This window comes from Myxosarcina sp. GI1 (assembly GCF_000756305.1).
Classification (GTDB): Bacteria; Cyanobacteriota; Cyanobacteriia; order Cyanobacteriales; family Xenococcaceae; genus Myxosarcina.
Window position 1 is genome coordinate 253,479 of the sequence record NZ_JRFE01000022.1, and the last position, 20,479, is coordinate 273,957.

At 40.7% G+C, this 20,479-nt stretch carries 16 protein-coding genes; 5 read left to right on the forward strand and 11 right to left on the reverse strand.

Going from position 1 to position 20,479, the window contains the following annotated elements; all coding sequences use genetic code 11:
* The first annotated feature begins 795 nt into the window (after positions 1-795).
* Positions 796-2,904, forward strand: a complete 2,109-nt coding sequence (locus KV40_RS16545; protein WP_036483708.1) for a hypothetical protein — start codon at positions 796-798, stop codon at positions 2,902-2,904.
* Here KV40_RS16545 and KV40_RS16550 read toward each other — a convergent pair.
* Positions 2,867-3,655, reverse strand: a complete 789-nt coding sequence (locus KV40_RS16550; protein ID WP_036483711.1) for a DUF6816 family protein — start codon at positions 3,653-3,655, stop codon at positions 2,867-2,869. The genes KV40_RS16545 and KV40_RS16550 overlap by 38 nt on opposite strands.
* A 47-nt stretch (positions 3,656-3,702) precedes the next feature.
* Here KV40_RS16550 and KV40_RS16555 point away from each other — a divergent pair, with 47 nt between their 5' ends.
* On the forward strand, positions 3,703-4,407 hold the full coding sequence (locus tag KV40_RS16555) for a TIGR04283 family arsenosugar biosynthesis glycosyltransferase (protein ID WP_036483713.1): 705 nt from the start codon (positions 3,703-3,705) through the stop codon (positions 4,405-4,407).
* Between the two features lie 9 nt (positions 4,408-4,416).
* On the opposite strand, the gene KV40_RS16560 is transcribed toward KV40_RS16555, so the two are convergent.
* From KV40_RS16560 to KV40_RS16580, 5 genes are all read right to left on the reverse strand, one after another.
* A complete protein-coding gene (locus tag KV40_RS16560) occupies positions 4,417-4,716 on the reverse strand; it encodes a DUF3181 family protein (protein WP_036483715.1) in 300 nt (99 codons plus the stop codon).
* Positions 4,709-4,966, reverse strand: a complete 258-nt coding sequence (locus KV40_RS16565; protein ID WP_036483717.1) for a 2TM domain-containing protein — start codon at positions 4,964-4,966, stop codon at positions 4,709-4,711. The genes KV40_RS16560 and KV40_RS16565 overlap by 8 nt, the downstream gene beginning before the upstream one ends.
* A gap of 471 nt (positions 4,967-5,437) precedes the next feature.
* Complete coding sequence (locus KV40_RS16570; protein ID WP_036483718.1) at positions 5,438-6,619, reverse strand: TRC40/GET3/ArsA family transport-energizing ATPase; 1,182 nt, start codon at positions 6,617-6,619, stop codon at positions 5,438-5,440.
* A gap of 29 nt (positions 6,620-6,648) precedes the next feature.
* Positions 6,649-7,047 carry a DUF2358 domain-containing protein gene (locus KV40_RS16575; protein ID WP_036483720.1) on the reverse strand — a complete coding sequence of 133 codons (399 nt, stop codon included), beginning with the start codon at positions 7,045-7,047 and terminating at the stop codon, positions 6,649-6,651.
* 37 nt (positions 7,048-7,084) lie between these two features.
* On the reverse strand, positions 7,085-7,654 hold the full coding sequence (locus KV40_RS16580; RefSeq protein WP_036483721.1) for a hypothetical protein: 570 nt from the start codon (positions 7,652-7,654) through the stop codon (positions 7,085-7,087).
* A 95-nt stretch (positions 7,655-7,749) separates the two neighbouring features.
* Between KV40_RS16580 and tadA the strand changes: the two genes are divergently transcribed.
* Positions 7,750-8,247, forward strand: a complete 498-nt coding sequence (tadA, locus tag KV40_RS16585) for a tRNA adenosine(34) deaminase TadA (protein ID WP_036483722.1) — start codon at positions 7,750-7,752, stop codon at positions 8,245-8,247.
* Positions 8,248-8,276: 29 nt separating this feature from the next.
* Here the strand turns inward: tadA and KV40_RS16590 are convergent, their stop codons facing one another.
* The 3 genes from KV40_RS16590 to KV40_RS16600 form a co-directional block, all read right to left on the reverse strand.
* Positions 8,277-8,972: a TrkA family potassium uptake protein gene (locus KV40_RS16590; protein ID WP_036483724.1), complete on the reverse strand. Its 696-nt coding sequence runs from the start codon at positions 8,970-8,972 to the stop codon at positions 8,277-8,279.
* An 85-nt stretch (positions 8,973-9,057) separates the two neighbouring features.
* Positions 9,058-10,392 carry a TrkH family potassium uptake protein gene (locus KV40_RS16595; RefSeq protein WP_036483726.1) on the reverse strand — a complete coding sequence of 445 codons (1,335 nt, stop codon included), beginning with the start codon at positions 10,390-10,392 and terminating at the stop codon, positions 9,058-9,060.
* A 47-nt stretch (positions 10,393-10,439) separates the two neighbouring features.
* On the reverse strand, positions 10,440-11,438 hold the full coding sequence (locus KV40_RS16600) for a glycosyltransferase (RefSeq protein WP_036483728.1): 999 nt from the start codon (positions 11,436-11,438) through the stop codon (positions 10,440-10,442).
* A gap of 189 nt (positions 11,439-11,627) precedes the next feature.
* Between KV40_RS16600 and KV40_RS16605 the strand changes: the two genes are divergently transcribed.
* Complete coding sequence (locus KV40_RS16605) at positions 11,628-14,291, forward strand: tetratricopeptide repeat protein (RefSeq protein ID WP_036483731.1); 2,664 nt, start codon at positions 11,628-11,630, stop codon at positions 14,289-14,291.
* Positions 14,292-14,468: 177 nt separating this feature from the next.
* Positions 14,469-15,935 carry a tetratricopeptide repeat protein gene (locus KV40_RS16610; protein WP_036483734.1) on the forward strand — a complete coding sequence of 489 codons (1,467 nt, stop codon included), beginning with the start codon at positions 14,469-14,471 and terminating at the stop codon, positions 15,933-15,935.
* Between the two features lie 26 nt (positions 15,936-15,961).
* Here KV40_RS16610 and KV40_RS16615 read toward each other — a convergent pair whose 3' ends face one another.
* Both KV40_RS16615 and KV40_RS16620 read right to left on the reverse strand, forming a co-directional pair.
* Positions 15,962-16,939 carry a sodium:calcium antiporter gene (locus KV40_RS16615; protein WP_036483736.1) on the reverse strand — a complete coding sequence of 326 codons (978 nt, stop codon included), beginning with the start codon at positions 16,937-16,939 and terminating at the stop codon, positions 15,962-15,964.
* Between the two features lie 634 nt (positions 16,940-17,573).
* The gene (locus KV40_RS16620) at positions 17,574-19,967 is read right to left on the reverse strand and encodes a phosphoketolase (RefSeq protein ID WP_036483738.1); all 2,394 of its coding nucleotides are present in this window, start codon (positions 19,965-19,967) and stop codon (positions 17,574-17,576) included.
* Positions 19,968-20,479: the final 512 nt, after the last annotated feature.

Genomic DNA, 20,479 nt, shown 5'->3' on the forward strand with positions numbered 1-20,479 from the left:
GAAGATAGATAAACAGGTTGATTAGCGATCGAAACTAACTACTCAAACATTTTTTACAATTTATGTCGAGTGCCGATCGAACCTTAGTCTGCTATTATTTTGGTTAAAAATAGAAAACCGCCCGTTGTATTATCGGACGGAGTGTGGTGTGAGGAGTGAACGGAAACATTTGTCTCCGCACTTCTATATTCTAAAATAGAACTTCTGTTTTTCCAGAGTTTTAGACAATATTTTCGTAAAAAATTTAAACTTGGCATGACAGAATGAATTTTGTTGAAAATGTCATCGTCATAACTTTACTGTTCGTAACAAAAATAAATGATGCTCGTTGACAAAGGAAAAGGGAAGAAGTCTTCTCGCCGCGACGAAATAAAGTTACAGTAGCTTTGAGCTATTGCCGAAAGTCAAAATAAGTCGTCGCTGAAATTACGAGTGCGATCGTTCTATAATAAATATCAAATAACTTTAGTTAGCAAGTTGTAGTTGTTGTTGCTGAAGTTTCAGGCTTTACTTGCCAGATGCTAAAGCCAAAATTAATTTTAAGTATCAAGCAGCAAAGTAATAAAACTGCCGAATTGGCAAAATTAACAGTCCGATACGCAAAGCTATAGCTCGCTCGAACTAAAACCAGATCGACAATTGCAAATACATAATTAATTAGCAATTGTTCGTAGATTTGCTTTGAAAGGTTTAATGTTTTGAAAAATCTAGACGAACTACAGCTACATTAGCATGGCAAAATACTTCAATAGTATCTGATAGAAAATTTTATAACGAATTGCTGGAGTAGACTAAATGGCGCGTAAAAAACCAAAAACCACTCGCAAAAATGTTGGTTTTCTAGAAAAATCCCAATTAGGAATTTCTCTAACCTCAGAAGCTTTAAAAAATTTAAATTCAATCGTTAAAGAAACGGGATTGAGTAAATCCAGGCTAATTGAAAGTTTGGTTTTGGGACAAATTGCCATTGCTAGTAGCTCCGCAGCACAGACAATAGCTATATCTAATATGTCAACTCAAGACATCGCTTCAAACAAAATCAAAGTTTTAGATGGTGCAGTCTTTGCTAATGAGGCACAAAAACGCGAACCAACTGAAGTTGGCGAACAGAAATCATTAGTAGAAAAATTAGAGCGAGAACTCTCTGCACTTGCAGCCAGTTCCCAGAATTTACAACAGCAGCTACAAGAAAAAGAGCGAGTACTTGCTGAGATCCAAAAACAGTTAAAAGAACGCGATGCTGTAAATGCGGAGCAAAAACAACAGATAGAAACTCAAACCAGTCTGATTGAAGAATTAAGACAGCAATTAGTCGGACAACAGGAGCAAGTCAGCACTTCAACGGAAGCATTAGAGCAGTTACAGCAACAACTCGCTAGCCAAGAAGAAAGCGATCGCCTTTCCCAACAGAAGCTAGCAGATAAGGATCGAGAGTTAGAGCAATTACAAAGCGAACTGTCGGCTTTGGCTTCCGACAGTCAAAGTTTGCAGCAGCAGCTAGAGCAGTCACAATCAGAAACAGCTAATGCTAAGAGCGAGCTAGAGCAACTTGAGTCGCAAATTCAGGAGCTATCGAGCCAGTTAGAAGCAGAACAGAACAACAGCCAAAATTTACAGCAGCAGCTAGAAAGAGAGCAAGTCGCGCTCAATCAGCAAACCGAAGCTAATTCTGATTTAGAACGGCAAATTGAGGCGATAAATGGCGAACTGTCGGAAGCTAAAGCTAGTAGTCAAAGTTTGCAACAGCAGCTAGAGCAGGTACAGTCGCAAGCAGCTAGTTATCAAAATGATAATAAACAGCTTGAGTCGCAAATTCAGGAGCTATCGAGCCAGTTAGAAGCAGAACAGAACAATAGCCAAAATCTACAGCAACAGCTAGAAAGAGAGCAAGTCGCGCTCAATCAGCAAACCGAAGCTAATTCTGACTTAGAACGGCAAATTGAGGCAATAAATAGCGAACTGTCGGAAGCTAAAGCCAATAGTCAAAGTTTGCAACAGCAGTTAGAGCAGGCACAGTCGCAAGTAGCTAGTTATCAAAATGATAATAAACAGCTTGAGTCGCAAATTCAGGAGTTATCGAGCCAGTTAGAAGCAGAACAGAACAATAGCCAAAATTTACAGCAGCAGCTAGAACGCTCCGAGTCGAATGTCAAGAGTTCTCAGAACGAGCGACAGCAACTTGAGTCACAAATTAGTAATTTATCCACCCAGTTAGAAAGTAAAAGAGCTTTATTAGAGCGACAAACTGAAGCAAATTCAAGTCTACAGCAGCAGGTGGATGAAACCGAACAAAAACTTGCCGAATTACAACAAGAACTTTCCCAACAACTCGATCGCTCTCAGGATGTACAAACACAATTAACTGAGGCGCGACAGCAATTAGAAAATTTGCAAACAGACATCGAGCAAAAAGAAACTGCAAGAGAGCAGTTATTAGCAGATAAACAAGCGATCGCGCAAAAGTTAGATCGAGCACAACAGCAAACCAGGCAACAGCAACAACAGCTAGAAGATAATTTAAAAACAGTTGGTGATTTAGAAGCGCGAGTAGCTGAAGAAGAAAAAAGTGTTAAATCCGTACGTCAACAGCTAACAGAAAAGCAAACTCAACTAAAGCAAGTGACAGATAAAAATCAAACTTTGCAAAGTCAGTTAAGCGATCGCGATCGCCAAATAGACAAACTAAACCAGCAACTAGAGTCTGAAACCAGCAATTACAACTTACTGACTCAACAAGGTGTCAAGCAAACCGATTTAATTGATGAATTGCGATCGCAAATAGCAGAACAAGAGTCTTGGTTAGCTAAAAAAGCCGCTAGCGGCAAATATAAAACTTGGACGATTGTATTGCTGGTAGTTTTACTTACTATTGCTTCGGCAACTTCTCTGAGAACTTATTTGTAATTTGTTTCTTGAGGACTAAATGATAGTGATATAGTGCTACAGGGCGATTTCCCGCTTTAAAATAATCGGGATCTTGGGGTGATAGATATATAGCTGTAATCTGTTCCCCCCTAATATTCTCTGGTGAGATAAATTGATAATCTGAAAGAATTTCTACTTGATTGAGATAGATTCTTTCTGGCGACTTAAATAGCTGTTCGATTATTTCTGTCGCCAGAAACTCATCGGCAGCTAATTGTTCGCTATATCGTTCGGTAACGGTGGAAACTAGTCTTTTGTCTCCTCTAAGTAAAGTTATTTGTCGATTGGGATTACTCGGATCTACTTTTACTCGATAAACGCTGTCTGTTCCTAAATAAGCCTGAGTGATATTTTTACTGTTAAAAGCACGATCTGCTACTACGGCTGGCTGAGAAGTGTAAAGAGAAAAAAACTTGGTTCGAGGCGAATCATACTCTCTACCAAATCTAACTTGAAAGGCGATCGCTTTGTTGAAATAGCTTCTGTTGTCTTCAAAACCTGGAGTGACAATATCTGGTGCCAGAGGCGCGAATTGCTCTACCAGGGTACTAGTTACCTCCCAAGTTCCCGCCATCCAGTCAGGAAACTCTAAATCGCCTCTGGCAGTCTGCACTGAGGGCTTGTTATTCCAGTCAGGGAAGCTGTCTAACCTTTCCGTCATGGTTGAGGCGATCGCATTTGGCGTAAAACTAAGCAAAATTAAAATCAGAATACAAATACGATATACCATGTCTAACTTGAAACCTGTAGTTATCTGGATGCCGTTTTTAGAAAACAATGCAGCCAATCATTAGCATTATTATCCCCGTTCTCAACGAAGAGGCAATTATCGCCCAGACTTTAAAACGCCTTCAAGCTAGCGATGATGTAGAGCTAATTGTGGTTGATGGCGGCAGTCAGGATCGCACCGTTGAAATTGCCAGACAAATGAACATTAGAGCAATCGCCGCAGAACCCAACCGCGCCAGTCAAATGAATGCAGGTGCTGCTATAGCTAAAGGAAATTTTTTGTTGTTTCTTCATGCCGATAGTCAACTACCTTCCAACTACGCCAAGTTGGTACGACAATCCCTGGCTCAAACAAAGGTAATTGCGGGAGCGTTTGAACTAGCTATCGACGCTGAATCCAAAGCCTTACGCCTTGTAGAAACTATGGTTAAATTGCGATCGCGCTTTTTACAACTTCCCTATGGCGATCAGGCTATATTTATTCGCAAACAGGCATTTATAGATATTGGTGGCTATGCCAATCTACCAATTATGGAAGACTTTGAATTTATTAGTAGATTGAAACACCGAGGCAAAATTGCGATCGCGCCTGCTGCTGTAGTAACTTCCGCTCGTCGTTGGCAAAAGCTAGGAGTATTTAAAACTACTTTAGTCAATCAATTAATTATTATTGGTTACTTTTTGAGAATTTCTCCTCATAAATTACGAAACTTTTATCACCGTATTGGTAATAGCAAAAAGCGATCGCTATAGCAATTTTTATTACATTTCTTGCTGATAGTTTTCTAGCAATTCTAAAAGATCTCTTTGGTTTGATGCAGGGATGAGATCTGATAGAGAAAGTTCTTTTTTACCTCCGCCTAATTTAACTGAAATATCTTTTAATAAATCGCTAACGGTACTTTCGCTCAAAGAATTTTCTTCTAATAAAGAATAAGCTCGTTCGGCTACAGTTGTATGTAAATGGGCATCGGCAAGATACAAATGCCATTTAGCTACATCAATGTAGATATTTTCGCCAATTTGCGCTGCTAAAGTTTCAATTTCTTTTGTGCTAGCCATTAGATTTTACCGATGAATAATCTGCGATCGCTTTAATATAAATAAAATGCAGTGCTAAAACTCCAAACCAAACACCGTTAACCCACAGTAGCCAAGTCCATTCGGTAGACTTAAGGTTATGAACGAACCATAAGCCAGAGTTAACCGCAGCATAAATGCCTACGTGGATGGCAAAGTTCATAATATCGTCCAAACGTCTGTATTCAGGATCTGTTTTGCGGTCTGGTTTGCGGGGCCAACGAGGAGGCATATGATATTAAAGCGTAAAATATATGAATTATTTATTTATTGTATCGGTTTGAGTAGCAGTTTGATTGTCTGCGTTGCTAATTAAAGTATTGAAATATATTTGATGCAGAAATAAAAATAGATATGAGTTAAGAGCCCCAACTACATAACGCAATACTACAGTAAAGAAAGTCAGATTTTAAAAAATATCTGTAGTCAAGCCGACGAGAGCATCCCAGTTTTCAATTAAGCAGAAATACTTGAATCAAAGATTGCATTATCTAGACAACAATTAATTGTTCTTTTGGTGTCTTGCTTTATTCAAAAGAGTCTTGCTTGACATTATTCTACTTTAAGCATTTGTACTTACTGCAAAAGTGAGATGCTCTCAGGTTAAGAAACAAAACCCAACCCTGATGCAACTCTATTTTCTTATCCGCTATGCTTATGTTGAAGCAAATGCGAACTATAAAATTTACTTTTTACCCGAAGTTTATGCCGCATCTTTAAAGCTAATTTTTAAATAGTCTTCCTCGATCTTGGCACCAGAAGGTTGAAGTGCCGCTAATGCTTGGGGTAAAACCAAATTACGGCGATGATTGCCAATTCTAATATTGAGTTCGTCTCCCGTTTTGTTTAACTGAATTTTTTCTTTGGGAATACCAGGTAAATAAAGGTGGAGGCTGTAATTATCCTGTTCTTGGATTATTTTTATCGTATTTTCTTGATAATATACTTTGGTAGGATCTTCATCTTTATAGAGAGTTTCTTTGAGTTTTTCCAAAGCCTCTAAACCGCACATCTCTTCTGTAAATAGTGGTGCCTCCTTTACAGGCAAAGGATGAAAATTATCGTAAATTTCTTGTTTGTAGGTATTCTGATTGGCTTTCCAACGCTGGAAAAATGGATCGTTTACTTCGTCGGGAAGAATGCGATTGGCAATAACTAAATCTGTAGCGACATTGTATAAGCTAAGGTACGCATGAGCGCGAAGGGATTCTTTAATTACCATACGTTCGGGGTTCATTACCAAACGTACTGAGGTTTGATTGTTGTCGGTTAAAACTTTTTCTAAAGCTTCGATCTGTTCGTAAAACTCATAAGGTGCATCCATCACTTCATTATCAGGTAAAGAAAAACCCGTAATCGGCTTAAAAAACGGCTCGAACAATGGTCTTAACGCCGCCGACATTCCCTGTAGGGGTTTATAAAAACGTCTCATGTACCAGCCTCCAACTTCGGGAAGACTGAGCAATCTTAAAGCCGTTCCTGTTGGTGCAGAATCGATAATTAAAATCTCATAATCCCCTTCGTCGTAGTGGCGTTTCATTCTTACCAAGCCAAAAATTTCGTCCATCCCAGGTAAAATCGCCAACTCTTCGGCTTGAACTCCATCTAAACCTCTAGCCTGTAAAACCTGAGTAATATAACGCTTGACTGCACCCCAGTTACCTTCTAATTCTCTCAGTGCGTCTAGTTCGGCACCCCACAGGTTGGGTCTTACCTGTTGCGGATCGTGTCCCAACTCAACATCGAAACTGTCAGCTAGTGAGTGAGCGGGATCTGTACTTAAAACTAAGGTTTTATAGCCTAGTTCGGCACACCGCAAACCAGTTGCAGCCGCTACGGAGGTTTTACCAACTCCTCCTTTTCCAGTCATTAAAATTACACGCATTGAAATTTACTTTAGATCGTATATTTACATTACTTATCATTGTGTACCTTTTTTACGCCAAAATTCTGAAGCAAAACATCAAAAGGTGAAATGTGCCAGCGGTCTATATGAGAAACAATTTTTTCTGATGAGTTTATTTTTAAGTCAGTCCAACCAGGAATTGCCAGTCTGGGTTTCCAGGGTAAAGGAGAAGTCAAGTTTAAAGTCCATTCCACTTTAACTATCTCGTCCTTACGGGTAATATGATGGACATCCATTTGCACATTGCCAAAAAAAGTACCGATAAAACCAATCATTTTTTTGTAGCGATCGCGACCCCGAAATTCATTTAGGGGATCTTTAAAATAAACGTCATCGGCATAAATACTATAGGTTTGATTTTCGGGAAATCTTTGATAATCTTGCTTTAAAGTTTCCACAATATCCATAAAATAACGTCCTCGTTTAAAGCTAATAGCTTTCTGGTTAAACTTCTACTTCCGACCACAACCTTTCCAACTGATATTTCCAGGCGGCTAGAAACTGTTTTCTTTGCTGGGGATCTTGGTCTACACCGCCAAGCATTCCTTCTTGATAAAATCTATCCAGAGTTTGATAGGTAGCTTCTAAACTCTGTCCTTGCTGCTTGGCAGCTTTGATAATCTGACGGATGCGCTGTTCGATTACCTGACTGAAAGGTTCGGACAAACCTTTTTCGAGTAGAGATACTAAAATAGCGATCGCACTAACAAAATCTTCATCGGTCAAACTAGCCAGACGATGGTGAAATACTCCCCATAGTACCCCTTGAGCCAGGGCATAGCGAACCTGTTGGGTCGTATCGAAATTATCGCTCAAGAGTTGAGTTAGCAAAGACTGTGCTTCGGCAGCAGAAGCGATAGGAACTAACATTCGCAGCCAGGAACCATCTTCAGATAAAACCACTAATAAATGCAAGCGATCTAGATCTACTTGCCAGGTATCTTTGCTTTCATGTTTGACTGTAGCCTCGGGAAACTGCTGGTTCAGAATCGGGGCTATTTCTTCTGATTTCATGGTGCGATCGCCGTATAAACTTAACTATGTAGTTTGCGTTACACTCAGCTTAATAGTTTTTTGTGGCGATCGAGTCGGTAATTCTATAGATTCTTATGAATTCGAGGCAATCGCTCTCTTATTTAAACTACGATGCTTATCTGCTTCATCGTCAATGGATGAAACAAGCGATCGCTCTGGCAAATGAGGCAGGTAAAGCTGGAGAAATTCCTGTCGGGGCAATAATTGTAGATGAACGAGGAAACCTATTGACCGAGTCCGCCAATCGCAAACAACGCGATGGCGATCCGACAGCACACGCAGAAATTTTAGCCATTCGTGAGGCTTGTAAAGTAAAACAAAACTACTATCTGAAAAATTGCACTCTTTATGTGACTCTAGAACCCTGTCCCATGTGTGCTGGAGCAATTATTCAAGCTAGACTGAGTTTACTAGTATATGGCGCGAGCGATCCCAAAACTGGCGCAATTCGCACCGTCACAAATCTTCCCGATAGTGCCTGTTCTTTTCATCGTTTGTCGGTAATTGCTGGTATCAGAGAATCGGAATGCCGCCAACAATTACAAGCCTGGTTTGCTAATAGAAGAAATTGATAATGTACGGGCAATGCAGTATCTTACCCCTATATTGGCAAACGCTGAATATTGCGATTACTCCCAATCACTACCATAATCGAGCCTTTCTTTAGCCTCTCTTGGGGGTTGGGATTGGTAACAAACTTATCTCCGTCTCCAATAGCCAAAATACTAATTCCGTAGCGTCGCCTTAATTCTAATTGAGCGATAGTTTTATCGTGAAAAGTTTCTGGAACTAAAATTTCCACAATACTATTTTCGGGATCTAATTCAAATCGTTCCAAGAGTGCGGGTTGGTTTAAAGTTCTGGCTAGAGAACAACCAGCTTCCCGTTCGGGGAAAACTACGCGGTCTGCCCCGACTCTTTGTAAGACTTTGCCGTGAATTTCTGAAGAAGCTTTGGCAATAACGTGTTCTACACCTGCTTCTTTAACATTAAGAGTAGTAATAATACTTTCTTGTAAATAATTACCAATCGCCACAATTACCGTATCCATTTCAAAGATACCAGCCTCCTTTAAAGATTCTGGTTCGGTAGAGTCAAGCTGAATCGCATGAGAAGCAATTCTCTGGGTCAATACCTGAGTGACTAATTTTTCATCTATATCAGTGCCTAAAACTTCACAACCCATTTCATGTAGAGTCTGGCATACTGCTCGACCAAAACGACCCAAGCCGATTACGGCAAATTGGCGATTTTGGCGCGAGGGATTGGTCAAAAAATTTAGAGATCTCAATCTAATTATTACCTAAAATAATTGTCGCTATTGGCATTTTAATCTAAGTGCGATCTCGATTAGCGAACTTTTCTGGTAAGTAAAAACTTAGCTATCCAACTAGCAGATTTTCTTCGGGATACTGAACGGTACTGGGACGAGAGTCGCCAATAATAGCAGCGATAAAAATCAAAATGCTAACTCTTCCTGCATACATAACAAAAACTAAAATTAATTTGGAGAGAGTAGATATATCAGCGGTTATTCCTACAGATAGACCTACCGTAGCAAATGCCGAAATCACCTCAAACAAAATTTGAATAAAGTAAAAGCCGGCATCGAACCAGGAAATTAAAATAGTTGCTACGACTATTGTGGCAGCAGAACCAAAAACTACGGCGATCGCTTTTAAAATTAAGGTACTAGGAACTTCTCTTTGATATATAACTACCTGATTTTTTCCCCGCAGCACCGATCTGGTAGAGTCATAAAGAATACGAAAGGTAGTAGTTTTAATCCCACCTCCAGTACCGCTAGGACTGGCACCAATAAACATTAAACCCATAGTAATAAACAGACCTGCCGCAGTCATTTCACCGAGATCGATGGTGTTAAACCCAGCCGTTCTAGTGGTCATAGATTGAAACCAGGCGGATAGAAATTTGGCTTTAAAAGGAAGGGTTTGCAGAGTATCGGGATTTTGTAGTTCGGTAAAGAAAAAGGCAATAGTTCCTACAATTAACAAAAGTATCGTCGTACTGGTGACTACTTTAAAATTCAGCGAAAAGCAAAATCTTTTGCGTTTTCTCTGGGCAAAGTTGAGAAACCACAAATACATTTCGACAATTACCTGATAGCCAATACCGCCAAAAATAACCAAACTCGAAATAATTAAGTTTATTGCCCAAGAATCTTGATACCCAACCAAGCTATCGGAAAACAGGCTAAAACCAGCGTTATTCCAGGCACTAATGCTGTGAAAAATTGAGAGCCATAACCCATCAGACCAACCATACTCGACAACAAAAGTTCGTAGCAATAAAAAAATTCCCGTGATTTCAAAAATTGCTGTCGTGGCGATAATCGATCGCACCAAATTAGTGCTCCCTTGCAAAAAAGGGCGATCGAAGGATTCTTGAATGGCAAATTTTTGTCTGAGGTCAAACTTTCTACCTAATAGCAAGATTAAAAAAGTGGTAGTCATCATATAGCCCAAACCACCTACTTGGATGAGCAGCAAAATAAATAACTGTCCCCAGAAAGAAAAATATTCACCAGTATCGACTACTGCCAAACCAGTGACGCATACGGCAGAGGTAGAGGTAAATAATGCCACGATCGGATTATTCCAGGTGCCATCAGCAGTCGCAATAGGTAAGAACAACAGCAAAGAGCCAAGGGTGATTAGAGCCAGAAAACCCAAACAAATAGTACGAGCGACGGTCATAATTGAAGACAGCAACTAATGTCTAATGTTTATTGTTGGAGCATAACTTAATTGGAACCACTTTTGTCAGTAATTTCCATCGTCCATTTAAGTAACTGTTGCCACTCAGCAGCAAGAGTTAGTGAATTAACGTCAAAATCGAGTTTTCGTTCGCGAGAATGTCGAGCAAAACTTTCTATCCAGTCAACTACAGTTTCTGTCGCTAAAGCAGAGCGATAACTCCAGGCTCTTTTTAAATATGCCATTGTTTCGACTCGCTGCCCTCTGCAATCTAAATACCAGGCAAGCTCAACTAGAGTTCGATAGCTCACTGAGTTTTTTAGCGAACGAATTGTAAGAGGCAAATCTGGCTGAGTAAAAAAATCATCTAAAACTGCATTTACAGAATTAGCTTGCAGTAAACTGTTCTCTATAGCCGGGTACTTGTGCTGACAGCCAACCGTAACTTGTTTTAACCATTCCGCTTGGCAACCTTTAAGAGCTAGTTTGAGAACCAAATTCCAAGCTTCGGCACCAGGAAACTTTTCGTCAAAACCACCAACATATTTTAGCCATTCATGACGAAACATCATCGTGCCAGGAACGAGCGCCGAACGAGCCAGCCAGGCTTCTAAATCTAACTTGGGTATGCTCTGCCAGGGGCAGACTGTAAGCTGCTCTCGTTCGTCAGCTTCTATTGTCTGCCAACCGCTGTCAACCATACCGATATTGTTTCTGCGAACGAAAATTGCCGCTTGAGAGACTAACTTATTAGGTAAATAATATTCATCCGCAGCTAAAAAAGTAATTAGATCTCCTTGTGCCAGAGTAATTCCCAGATTGAGTGCTGCTGCTAACCCCTGCTGCTGCCGAAAGTAGCGCAGTCGCTCGCTGTAGGTGGCTAAAATTTCTGAAGTGCGATCGCTAGAGCCGCGATCGATGACTAAAATTTCATAGTTACAGTTTTTTTGTTGTAAAACGCTAGTCACAGCCCGTTCGATGTAGCGATCGCCACGCTCGACGGGAATAATTACACTAACGAGCGGTTTTACATTAGCAAATCCCATATTAGCTCTATAAAGTTTGTTCTATTTTGCCTACCGTAAATTTCTTTTATATCCTAAAGATTTAGAATCTGGGCTTACTAACAAATCATGCTTAGTAAGGGATGATGCTTTACGTTCTAAAACCAAGTATTACAATATATTATAACCTGCTTTGGTAAAACTCATTCCCGATGGCGTTGACTTATGAAGATGCAAGACGAATCTTTTAGCGAAAAAATCAGGTCTTACTTTGCCAGGGAAGAATGGGGAGCGATCGCTACTGCTTGTGAATCAGCCGCCGAAAGACAAGAATTAGCAGCCGGCATCTATCCTTTTTTAGCTAAAGCTTATGTGCGTCTGGGAAAAGTAGATGCAGCAATTGCCACCTATCAAAAACTACTCAAAAATCTGTCGAATAAAGCTTCGGCAGACGTTTTGAGCAAGCTTAATAGCGAATTCGAGCAACCCGAAGTCTATGCCCAACTAGGTTTGTTATATGGCAAAAAAGATCGGCTGGATGAGGCAGTGCGACACTATCAGCAAGCATTAAATCTCAAACCCGACTGGACACAAGTACAGTTTAATCTTGCCGTAATTTTCCAGCGGCAAGAAAGCTGGGATCTGGCGATCGCTGCCTATCAAAAAACTTTGGAAAGCGAGCCAAATGCAGCAGCATATTTTAATTTGGGAGCGATTTACGAGCGGCAACATAATTTAGAAGCAGCAGTAGCCAGCTATCAACAGGCGATCGCGCTTCAGCCAGAGCGAATAGATACCTATACTAAGCTGGGTAATATTTTCTCGAAACTACAAAAATATAGCGATGCTATTGCCGCCTTACGAGGGGGATTGGAACTCGACCCCACTCAGGCTAGCTTACACTGCGCTCTCGGACGAGTTTACTGGCTAGACGGACAGCCAGAACTCTCTCTAGCCAGTTTTGAGTATGCAATTGCTATCGATCCTCAGATGGCTGTGGCTTATCAAGATCTGGGCAAGCTGTGGCAGCGGCGCGGAGATTATACTGCCGCCATTGCTTGTTTTCGTAAGGTAATAGAACTAGAACCCCACAACCTTGTGGCATATAGCCGTTGTGCCGAGGTTTTACAGCGAGTCGGACGACTTGCTGAAGCTATTGAGTGTTGGCAACGCATCATCTCTCTTCAGCCTAATTTTATCGCTGCTTATATACGCCAAGGTATAGCCATTCAACCTCAGACCCTACTAGAAATGGCAAAATCTTCCTGCGCTCGCTTTCTCAACGTTTTAGAACAGAAATTAAATTATTCGGAAATCTATCACTATCTCTGGCAAACTTGTTGTTGTTGGGGAGAGATTTGGTTCGAGCGTGGAGAGTTCGAGCGAGCCAAGTTTTATTTTCAACAGGCTCTAGAAATAAAAACTGACGAACCAGAAGTATATTTGCGCCTGGGAAACTGTTTGGCAAAACAGCGACGATTTGATGCTGCCATAGCAATTTATCGCCTGGGTTTGCTGGTCGATGGCGATTGCCGCCAGCTAAAAGTTCGCTTGAGCGAAATTATCCGCAGTAATAGTCCCCTGGAGTTATTTCCCGTAGATAAAAATGCGCCGCGATTGCCGCAAAGAGTCTATACTCTTACCCAAGACTGGGCTAGAGACTGTCAATTTAATAATTTTGTCTACACTACAATTGCTTGGCAAGAAAGCTATTCTCAGCCTCAAATAACTAAAAAAAGACCGCCAGAATTAGTTTCGGTAACAGGTACAAGTTCTTTAAGCCAGGCACAAAACATAGCTGGCGATCGCCACGAAACAATTGCCTATTTTACTCCCAAACAGCTAGGGAAAAATGTCTATAAATGTTGTTTTCCTGATTCTCTGCCCGTAGCGACGACGGTGCCTTTTGTAGTTACTATTCTTAAAGGTAGAGTTTGGATCGCACCGCAAAAAAGTTCCTGGCAATTTTGTGATGCTAGAGCGATTATTACTCCCGATGGTTATTTGCTTGCAGATTTGTCCTTTAGTTATCCTTGGAAGTTATCGGCATCTCAGCGTGGCAGTATCGCAGAAAGCCATCCGTTGTTTCACGTTGAAAAACTGCCGCCAGTTGCAGAAATCAGGGGCAAGGTTGCTGTTCTATCGACAATAGCAGGACACTCTTACGAGCGTTGGCTATTGGATGTAATTCCTAAAATCGAAGCAATTCGCCTTAGCGGCATCGATTTAGATGCGATCGATTGGTTTGTAGTTAATAACATCAATCGCTCTTTTCAAAAAGAAACTTTAGAATTATTAAAAATTCCGCCAACCAAAATTCTATCTAGCGATCGCTATTCCCATATTGCTGCTACCAAATTAATCGTGCCTTCTGCTGTAGAAGAGTCAGGCTGGATATCGTCAGCCACGGTTAAATTTTTGCGGCAAGCTTTTTTGAGCGATGACAACCTCTCAGAACCTAAATACGGTAAGCGAATTTATGTCCCAGGTTTGCCTGCTACCGATAGACAAGTAATTAATCAGGCTGAAGTTATCGAGCTATTAACTAAACACGGGTTTCAAACCGTTTGGCTAGAAGAATTATCAGTTGTAGAACAAGCAGCCATATTTGCCCAGGCTCAAACTATTGTCGCGCCTCATAGTTCGGTGCTGGTTAATCTGGCTTTTTGCCAACCCCAAACTACAGTTATCGAACTTTTTACACCTCACTACGTTAGCCCCGACTACTGGAGCATTTCTAGTCATTTAAAATTGCAGCATTATTATCTGGTTGGCGATCGCTTCGATTGTCAATACCTACGCCAACTCATGTATCAAACTTCAGCAACCGAAGATATTTTCGTCGAGCTTAATTCTTTAGAACTGGTTTTAAACCTGGCTAAACTACAGGAGTAGTTGGCAATAGTTATGTTTTTCGACAAAAACAAAATCCTAAATTATATTGTAATTAGGTGCTACAAAAAGTTTAGTAGTAACTATATAGCACTTAACGGCGATAGTCAAATAATATTTTCAACTCGGCGATCGCTGCTTTTTATACCTAATGATTTATTTTTGAGCGACAAATAATTTGTGGATTACAGCTATTTAGATCGAGCAATATTAGAGTGCGAAAAGGCTATAGAAACCGATCGCGATCGTCCCGAAGTTTGGCAAACTGCCTTTAAAAATTTGGGCAATATTCTTCAGGGCGTGGGACAGTTTGATGTTGCTGTATCTTGTCATTCTCTAGCTTCAGAAGAACGACTCGATTTAGCAGAGGCTTATGGCGAATTAGGACAGCTTTACTTAGCGACTGAAAACCATGCTGCTGCCCTGAAATCTTTTGAAAATGCCTTAAAATATCAGCCCGATTCACTACGAAGTGTAGTCAACCTAGCTCAACTCTATGGTAAGTTAGGCAAAGAAAAAGCAGAAATTTTAGCGTGGTATCGAGCTACTAAAATTAAACCAGATTTTGTCAATCCCAGCGGCTACTATAAACTAGGTAAAGCATTTCAAGAACAAAAAGATTTAGAAAAAGCAATTGCCTGTTATCAGCAAGCGTTATCGGACGACAAGCTATACATTCGGGTGAGTTACGAACTGGGAGCGATTTATTGCCGTCAACAACAGTTGGAACGGGCAAAGTCTTGTTATCAGCAAATTCTAGCAGCAGATTCATCTCAAGCTCTGGCGCAACATCAGTTAGGAAGACTCTATTTACACCAGCAATGTGTTACCGAGGCGATTGACTGTTTTCAAAAAACCATCGAATGCGATCCAGAATTTTCTAAAGCTTATTACGATTTAGTCAAAACTTATCTATCTCTGCAACGCTGGGACGAAGCGATTGCTACTTGTAATGCGATTATTAATATAGTAGAAGAATATCCCTGGGCTTATTCGTTTTTAGGTAGTGCTTTAAAAGCAAAAGGTAAAAATGCCGCAGCCGCCCAAAGTTTTCAAAAAGCTTGCCAGGGTAGAGGATGGCAAGAGTGCGTTACCCACAATTATTATTTCACTCACGATGTTTTTAGCGAGCAAATTCCAATTTGGACGGAGCAACTTCAGCCGCTGGTAGCAGATAAAAACGGGATCGATATGCTGGAAGTGGGTAGCTACCAGGGAATGTCTGCCTGCTGGCTGTTAGATAAACTCCTCGTCCATCCCCAAGCACGTCTGACCTGTGTTGAGGAAAAAAGCAATCGCCACTTAAGAGAAAATCTTGCTAAGACTGGCTCGGAAGCTAAAGTAACTATACTAGAAGGAAATTTATCTTCACAGCTAACAGCTTTGTCGTCCGATAGCTTCGATATAATTAATCTTTACGACCGACACAAACTGGCAGACCGCTTAGAAAGAAATGCAATTTTGGTTTGGAAGCTACTCAAATCGGGAGGAATACTAGTTTTTAACGATTACGGCTGGGTATCTCATGCCTATCCGCAACTCAATCCTACCCAGGGGATAGATAAGTTTCTGTCTACTACCAAAAATCTTTGGCAGGTAATTTATCACAGCCCGACAACTTTTCAATTAATAATACGCAAGTTATAGAGGTGGCTTTATTTACCGTACCAAAATCAAAGCACTACAAAAATCATTACTGCCAAATAAACCAAATAAATCGCAACTAAAGCTAACACTTCCCAAAGTTCAAAGCTGTTAGGTTTTTTGCCCCACTTAATAACGGCAGCATAAACTATGGCAAACAGTGCCACAAACAAAAAATTAACCGCAAATAAGCGCACATCTTTAACCGCAGTACCTACCAATGCCAGCGGAAATAAAGCTAAAGTCATGGTGGCAGTGTTGTCGGCAATAACGCTAGTAGTAGCAGCAGTAACTTGTCCGCTTCTGGCAACGTTCCAGGTGGCAAAAGCTTCGGGGGCAATACTGAGAGAAGAAGTAATAAACAAACCGCCAATTAACTCAGAAATACCGAGTATCGAAACAATTTGTTCGGTAGCAGTAACGATAAGATAAGCTCCTAGTGCCAAAGCCAAAACCCCAGCAACCGCCGCTAAAATTTCGCTTTGGTTCCAATTTACATTTTCTTCAGTCTGACGCTTGCGAAAAATCGCCTGTGCTAAATAGATAAAATAGACGGCAAACATAATCCAACCATCGATTGGTTGCAAACCACGCCAGGGAGAAGGCAAGGTCAATATGGCAGCTAAGACAACAATTGCTACATAGGGTATTGCTTGAACGGTAAGAGCTTCTCGTTTTACTTGTAACGTGGGTTCTTCTGGTTTGGTGTTTTGTGTCGAATCGGTCTTGGAGGCTAAGTAAGCTACGGTAACGATAATGGGAACCGAAATAATATTACTTCCTAATAAATTACCCAAACCAATATCTGATAGTCCCCGAATTGCGCTAGCGGTATTGGTGCCGATTTCGGGACTTGCAGTAGCTAAAGCCACAAAAGCCGCGCCTGCTGCTTCGCTTAATCCTTTCTGTTTGCGAAGTTTACTCAGCGGTTCGGCTAATTGGTCGGAACCCCAATCTGCTGCCCATACCGAGGCTATAAGTACCGCAAACCAAAGTATTAACTGCATAATTTTGTTGAAACTGATGTTGCTAAGAACGAGCTAAGAAACTATATTAGGAAATCGCCTGCGCCTCAATTAACAGTTCCAAATCAATTGATTAACAATATAAAACGATATCGCTAAAATTCAAACTTTATATTATGCTTACCAAACTGTGTTTAGTTAGAAACAAATAGTTTTTATATATGTTTGATGGTCAAATTTTATTACTTCTCGCCTTTTACTTCAATTGACAATTAGCTGCTTTAACCAAATGTAGATCGTCACGATTGTAAAGTAACGTAAAAAATTGAAGTCAACACTTCAACATATTAAATCGGTAGTTTAATATATGCCTTAAATAGAGGTAATGCTAGATAGCAATACCTCTGAGCCAAAAAAATTGAAATAATAGATTTAAATTTTACTTTGAGTCGTAAATTTGTACCTTGTGTTAGCAGCCAACTAATACAAGGTATTTTCAGTTACTGACTATTGTATATTGAATCACATTTTGCTAAGTTTTCTCGAAAAAACTTAGTTTGTGAAATAAAATTTAAAAGCGATCGCCTGGCTCTAAACTTGAAAAGTAGGAAGGAAGAAGAAAGAAGTTTTTCTTGGCGACAAAATTCTCCTTCTTTCTTCAAACTCAGTCACAGCTTTAATGCGACCACGTCCAGTCATTCACTTCTGGAAGATCTTTACCATAGGTGGTAACGTACTGATGATGTTCGATCAGTTTATGACGCATCTCCTGCTTGACATAGGCAGCGTTATCTCCCATTTGCGGCAGTCGTTCGATCGCATCGAGAACTAAATGAAAGCGATCGAGTTCGTTCCGCACCACCATATCAAAGGGTGTAGTAGTGGTTCCCTCTTCTTTGTAACCGCGCACGTGCAGATTTTTATGATTGGTGCGCCGATAGGTCAAGCGGTGAATTAGCCAGGGATAGCCATGATAGGCAAAGATAATCGGTTTATCCATAGTAAACAGGTCGTCAAAATCATTATCCGATAAGCCGTGAGGATGTTCGCTTTCAGGCTGGAGAGTCATTAAATCTACTACATTAACTACTCTGATTTTTAATTCGGGAAAATACTGACGCAGTAAATCAGTAGCTGCCAGAGTTTCTAAAGTCGGTACGTCTCCAGCACAAGCCATGACAATATCTGGTTCGGAACCGCGATCGTTACTCGCCCATTCCCAAATACCCGCACCGATGGTACAGTGCTTGATGGCAGTATCCATATCTAAATACTGGAGTTCTGGTTGTTTACCTGCCACAATGACGTTTACGTAGTTTCGACTCCGCAAACAGTGGTCGGTAACGGATAATAGAGTATTGGCATCGGGTGGCAAATAGACCCGAATTACGTCGGCTTTTTTGTTGATTACGTGGTCGATAAAACCAGGATCTTGGTGAGAAAAACCATTGTGATCCTGTCGCCAAACGTGAGAAGTAAGTAAATAGTTGAGTGAAGCAATCGGTCTGCGCCAGGGGATTTCCTTTTTGGTAGTTTTCAACCATTTGGCGTGTTGGTTGAACATCGAATCGATGATGTGAATAAAAGCCTCGTAGCAAGAAAAGAACCCGTGACGACCCGTAAGTAAATAACCTTCCAACCATCCCTGACAGGTATGTTCGCTCAAAACTTCCATTACGCGACCATCAGTAGCTAAATGTTCGTCTTCGGGCAGTATTTTAGTCATCCAAGTACGGGCTGTAGTGTCCCAAACGTTGCTCCAACGGTTGGATGCGGTTTCATCGGGTCCTACCAGACGGAAGTTATGGGGGTTGGCTTTGATTACATCCCGTAGCAAACTGCCCATAATTCTGGTTGCTTCGGCGGTTTCGGTAGCTGGCTTGGCGACTTCTACGGCATAATCGCGAAAGTCGGGCATAATTAAATCTTTAAGTAAAATGCCTCCGTTTGCATGAGGATTGTCTCCCATACGTAGCTGTCCTTTGGGGGCGAGTTCTGCCAGTTCGGAAACTAATTTTCCCGTTGCATCAAAGAGTTCTTCTGGTTTGTAACTCTTCATCCAAGCTTCTAGCTGTTTGATATGGTCGGGGTTGTTTGCCAAACCAGATAGGGGTACTTGGTGCGATCGCCAAAATCCCTCGGTTTTTTTGCCATCGACTTCTTTAGGTCCAGTCCAGCCTTTAGGAGAACGTAAAATAATCATAGGCCATTGCTGGCGATCGCCTATACCGTTAGTACGTGCTTCTTGTTGAATGTTTTTGATTTCGGCAACTACTTTATCGATAGTTTCTGCCATTAACTGGTGCATGGTCATTGGGTCGTCCCCTTCTACAAAGTAAGGTTTGTAACCATAACCGACAAATAAACTTTCTAACTCTTCATGACTGATGCGAGCCAAAACCGTAGGATTGGCAATTTTATAACCATTAAGATGCAAGATGGGTAGCACTGCACCATCGCGAATAGGATTGAGAAACTTATTCGAGTGCCAGCCCGTAGCTAATGCCCCCGTTTCGGCTTCGCCATCGCCAACTACGCAAGCAGCAATTAAATCGGGATTATCAAATACTGCACCGTAGGCATGAGCAATAGAGTAGCCCAACTCTCCTCCCTCATGGATGCTCCCTGGGGTTTCTGGGGCAACGTGACTGGGTATACCGCCAGGAAAGGAAAACTGTTTGAAGAGCTTTTTCATCCCTAATTCATCTTGTGAAATATTGGGATAATATTCGCTGTAGGTTCCTTCTAAATAAGTATTTGCTACCAACCCAGGACCGCCGTGACCTGGACCTGTAATGTAAATTACGTTCAAACTCTGTTCTTTGATGATGCGGTTGAGGTGAACGTAGATGAAGTTCAAACCTGGTGTCGTTCCCCAATGTCCGAGTAGCCGAGGTTTGATATGTTCTATTTTTAGAGGCTCTTTGAGTAGGGGATTATCGTATAAATATATTTGTCCGACAGAAAGATAGTTTGCGGCTCGCCAATAGGCATTAATTTTTTCAACTCGTTCGTCACTTAAGTAGCTTCGGCTTTTGTTAGCAGTAAGTTTGTCAGTTGTTGCTGTCATAACGAGACACTCCTACAAATGTTTTTGGTTTTTCTTGTGTCTTTCAGATGAGCCTGAATTTGAAAAATTCAGTTTATAAAATTGGTTTTTTAGCAGAAAATTACGGTTTTGTATTATATAATTTTGCGAGCTATTTTTGTTTTAAGCTGTAGTTATATTGACCGAATTGGTAAAAAAATGTTATTTGATAAATCTACGCAATTTCTTGCGTTTGCAAAGGTTTGCCAATTATATTTGATAGTATTGCTGACTACTAACCACGACAAAACTTTAATACTAGATTAAGGTAAATTTGCCTGGTGCTTAAAGATTAAATACTACTGAAAAACAAGTTAGAAAAAATATATTTTTTTTAAATCTAACGAGAGATATAGTTATTGATGCAGCAGATTTTGACCCGCGCTAATATTGTAGCGATCGCAAAATATAGAGCCGTACAGCGATAATATTAAGAAATTATTTTTTTTTATTCCAAAAAACCGATAAACTTGAACTTAATTAGCTACTCCATC

Coding starts and splice junctions, on each gene's coding strand:
- KV40_RS16545 (WP_036483708.1), top strand. CDS start 796: ATGGCGCGTAAAAAACCAAAAACCACTCGCAAAAATGTTGGTTTTCTA.
- KV40_RS16550 (WP_036483711.1), bottom strand. CDS start 3,655: ATGGTATATCGTATTTGTATTCTGATTTTAATTTTGCTTAGTTTTACG.
- KV40_RS16555 (WP_036483713.1), top strand. CDS start 3,703: ATGCAGCCAATCATTAGCATTATTATCCCCGTTCTCAACGAAGAGGCA.
- KV40_RS16560 (WP_036483715.1), bottom strand. CDS start 4,716: ATGGCTAGCACAAAAGAAATTGAAACTTTAGCAGCGCAAATTGGCGAA.
- KV40_RS16565 (WP_036483717.1), bottom strand. CDS start 4,966: ATGCCTCCTCGTTGGCCCCGCAAACCAGACCGCAAAACAGATCCTGAA.
- KV40_RS16570 (WP_036483718.1), bottom strand. CDS start 6,619: ATGCGTGTAATTTTAATGACTGGAAAAGGAGGAGTTGGTAAAACCTCC.
- KV40_RS16575 (WP_036483720.1), bottom strand. CDS start 7,047: ATGGATATTGTGGAAACTTTAAAGCAAGATTATCAAAGATTTCCCGAA.
- KV40_RS16580 (WP_036483721.1), bottom strand. CDS start 7,654: ATGAAATCAGAAGAAATAGCCCCGATTCTGAACCAGCAGTTTCCCGAG.
- tadA (WP_036483722.1), top strand. CDS start 7,750: ATGAATTCGAGGCAATCGCTCTCTTATTTAAACTACGATGCTTATCTG.
- KV40_RS16595 (WP_036483726.1), bottom strand. CDS start 10,392: ATGACCGTCGCTCGTACTATTTGTTTGGGTTTTCTGGCTCTAATCACC.
- KV40_RS16600 (WP_036483728.1), bottom strand. CDS start 11,438: ATGGGATTTGCTAATGTAAAACCGCTCGTTAGTGTAATTATTCCCGTC.
- KV40_RS16605 (WP_036483731.1), top strand. CDS start 11,628: ATGCAAGACGAATCTTTTAGCGAAAAAATCAGGTCTTACTTTGCCAGG.
- KV40_RS16615 (WP_036483736.1), bottom strand. CDS start 16,939: ATGCAGTTAATACTTTGGTTTGCGGTACTTATAGCCTCGGTATGGGCA.
- KV40_RS16620 (WP_036483738.1), bottom strand. CDS start 19,967: ATGACAGCAACAACTGACAAACTTACTGCTAACAAAAGCCGAAGCTAC.